Annotated in this window: 4 protein-coding genes; all 4 read left to right on the top strand. The window is 73.7% G+C overall.

The window, feature by feature from the left end:
• Positions 1 to 9 precede the first annotated feature (9 nt).
• Positions 10 to 720, top strand: coding sequence for a spermidine synthase (locus KBX39_RS26800; protein ID WP_043324664.1), 711 nt, complete (start codon positions 10 to 12; stop codon positions 718 to 720).
• Between the two features lie 72 nt (positions 721 to 792).
• On the top strand, positions 793 to 972 hold the full coding sequence (locus KBX39_RS26805) for a hypothetical protein (RefSeq protein WP_043324665.1): 180 nt from the start codon (positions 793 to 795) through the stop codon (positions 970 to 972).
• A gap of 100 nt (positions 973 to 1,072) precedes the next feature.
• On the top strand, positions 1,073 to 2,752 hold the full coding sequence (locus KBX39_RS26810) for a long-chain-fatty-acid--CoA ligase (RefSeq protein WP_210873120.1): 1,680 nt from the start codon (positions 1,073 to 1,075) through the stop codon (positions 2,750 to 2,752).
• 47 nt (positions 2,753 to 2,799) lie between these two features.
• The coding region (locus tag KBX39_RS26815) for a crosslink repair DNA glycosylase YcaQ family protein (RefSeq protein WP_210873123.1) at positions 2,800 to 3,424 on the top strand (625 nt) is incomplete at its 3' end.

Consider the following 3,424-nt stretch of genomic DNA (forward strand, 5'->3'; position numbering starts at 1 on the left):
GGACACCGGGTGGGCGCGCGCTTCGAGGAACTGGCCTGGCGGGAGACGCCGATCGGCGAGATCAGCCTGCGGCGGCGGCGCGACCCGGCGCTGGGCGCCGAGGTGTACGAGGTGAAGCTCGATGACGAGTACCTCATGTCCAGCGCCTTCCCGGTGGCGGAGATCGAGCTGGCCCGGCTCGGACTGGCCGCGCTGACCGGCACGGAGCTGGACGTGGTGGTCGGCGGGCTCGGCCTCGGCTACACGGCACGGACCGCGCTGGAGGATCCCCGGGTGCGTTCGCTGCTCGTGGTCGAGGCGATCGAGGACGTGATCGACTGGCACCGCCGGGACCTGCTGCCGTTCACCGCCGGGCTGGCCACCGATCCGCGTACCCGGTTCGTCCGGGCGGATTTCTTCGCCGCGGTCGCCGACGGCGGTTTCGACCCGGACGAGCCGGGCCGCCGCTTCCACGCGGTGCTGCTGGACGTGGACCACTCCCCCCGTCAGGTGCTGCACCCGAGCCACGCCGCGTTCTACACGGTCGACGGGCTGCGCCGGCTGGCCGCGCTGCTGCACCCGGACGGGGTCTTCGCGCTCTGGTCGAACGACCCGCCGGACCCGGAGTTCCAGCGCACTCTCACCGCTGTGTTCCCGACCTCGGTGGCGCACGTCGTCCGGTTCCCGAACCCGTTGCAGGGCCGGGAGGCGGCGAACACCGTGTACGTGGCCCGGCACTGATCCACCGGGCCACGCATGGCCGTAGGGCCAGTGGGAAAGCGGGCGGCCGACCGTACGACGGGAGGCTGGGACATGCGTGCGTTGCTCTGGGTGGTCGGCGTGGTCGCCGGTGTGATCATCCTGCTCGGGCTGCTGCTGGAGGCGGTCCGCTGGCTCGTCATCATCGGCGTGATCGCGCTCGCCGCGGTGATCATCGTCGGCATCGTGAAGGGCCGGCGGGTGGTGCACCAGCATTCGACACGCCGGCACTGACCTGCGCAGGTGTGACCTACCCGGCAACCTACGTTAGCGTAGGTTACCGCCCGGTCACGTTAGGCTGGGGTCGTCATCCGCGCGACGAGGAGTAACGGCGATGGACGCGACCGCCCAGCGACCCTGGACCCGTAGCTATGCGCCGGGGGTACCGGCCGAGATCGCCGAGCCGGACGGCTCGCTCGTCGACCTGCTCACCGAGGCGGCCCGGCGGTTCGGGCCCCGGGTCGCGCTCGACTTCTACGGCGCCACCACCACGTTCACCGAACTGGCCGACCAGGTGTCCCGCGCCGCCGAGGCGCTGCGCCGCCTCGGCGTCGGCCCGGGCGACCGGGTGGCGCTGGTGCTGCCGAACTGCCCGCAGCACGTGGTCGCCTTCTACGCCGTGCTGCGGCTCGGCGCGGTCGTGGTCGAGCACAACCCGCTCTACACCGCCGACGAGCTGGACCGGCAGCTCACCGACCACGGCGCAGGCGTCGCGATCGTGTGGGACAAGGTCGCGCCGCTGGTGGCGGGACGCGGCGCCGTGCGTACCGTGGTGGCGGTCGACCTGACCGCGGCGCTGCCGCGACTCAAGCGGTGGGCGCTGCGGGCGCCGCTGCCGAAGGTCCGCGCCGCCCGCGCCGCGATGACCGCCCCCGCGCCCGGCGCCCTGGCCTGGTCGGACCTGGTCGCCGCGGCCGGGCCGCTGCCCGCCGGGCATCCCGCGCCGGAGGCCGGCGACGTGGCGTTGCTCCAGTACACCGGCGGCACCACCGGCGAGCCCAAGGGCGCGGTGCTGACCCACCGCAACCTGCGCGCCAACGCCGCGCAGGGCCGGGCCTGGGTGCCCGGTCTGCGTGACGGCGAGGAGACCGTGTACGCGGTGCTGCCGCTGTTCCACGCCTACGGGCTGACGCTCTGCCTCACCTTCGCCGTCAGCATCGGGGCCACCCTGGTGCTGTTCCCCCGCTTCGACGCCGACCAGGTGCTCGACGCGGTCCGCCGCCGCCCGCCGACGTTCCTGCCCGCGGTGCCGCCGGTCTACGCGAAGCTCGCCACCGCCGCCCGCGAACGCGCCGTCGACCTCACCTCCATCCGGTACGCGATCTCCGGCGCGATGTCGCTGCCACCGGCCACCGTGGAGCTGTGGGAGCAGGTGACCGGCGGCCTGCTGGTCGAGGGGTACGGGATGACCGAGACGTCCCCGATCACCGTCGGCAACCCGGTCGCGCCGACCCGCCGGCCCGGCACCGTCGGCGTGCCGTTCCCCTCCACCGACGTGCGCATCGTCGACCCGGAGGACCCGAGCCGCGACCGCACCCCGGGCGAGGCCGGTGAGCTGCTGGTCCGCGGCCCGCAGGTGTTCTCCGGCTACTGGCACCGGCCGGAGGAGACGGCGAAGGTGCTGCTGCCCGGCGGCTGGATGCGCACCGGCGACATCGTCACCATGGACGCCGACGGCTTCATCACGGTGGTCGACCGGATCAAGGAGCTGATCATCACCGGCGGCTTCAACGTCTACCCGTCCGAGGTGGAGGAGGCGTTGCGTCGCGTCCCCGGCGTACGCGAGGCCGCCGCCGTGGGAATGCCCACCGACGACGGCGAGGAGGTCGTCGCCGCGGTGGTGGTCGACCCGGCGGTTGCCGCCACCCCGGAGGCGATCCGGACCTCGTGCCGCACCCACCTGGCCGGGTACAAGGTGCCGCGCCGGGTCGTGATCGTCGACGAGCTGCCGTACTCCCAGATCGGCAAGATCCTGCGCCGCGAGGTCCGCGAACGGCTACTCGCCGCCCGTTGACCCGTCGGACCGCGGGAAGTGTCGGTGCCGGCGCCTACGCTGTGGCGATGGTCGACAGACGTCAGGTGCTGGCCTTCCGCGTGCGCGCCCAGCAGCTCGACCGGGCGCAGGGCTCGCTCGCCGACACCGCCGTGCTCGACATCGGCGTGCAGGACACCGGCCCCGACGGCGGCCGCTGGGCGCTGGCGACGCGCGGGGTCGACGTGACCTCGCTGACCGGTGACGACGTGGTCATGCTCTGGACCGTACGCGGCGCCCCGCACCTCTACCGCCGCGCCGACGTGGGCGCGGTGGCCACGGCGGTCGAGCCGTTCTCCGACGCCGACGCGGGCAAGCGCATCTACGACGCGGCGAAGCCGTTGAAGGCCGCGGGCATCGGCATCGTCGCCGCGCTCGACGAGGTGGCCGCGCGGATGCGGGAGATCGTCCGCACGCCGACGGTCAAGGGCGAGGTCTCCGGGCGGCTCGCCGAGGTGATGCCCGAGCCCTACCTGCGGCACTGCCGGCCGTGCGACGCGATCCACCTCTACGAGATGCCGTTCCGGCTCGCCGCCGTACGCGCCGGGCTGGAGCTGCGGCTCGACACGTCGCCGCCGGTCCTGGAACGCATCCGCGGGTTCCGTCCGGCTGCCGCGCCCGGCGACCGGTTCGAGCTCATCCGCGCCTACCTGC

Origin of the sequence: Micromonospora sp. D75, assembly GCF_018070405.1 — a bacterium.
Lineage (GTDB): Bacteria > Actinomycetota > Actinomycetes > Mycobacteriales > Micromonosporaceae > Micromonospora > Micromonospora chalcea.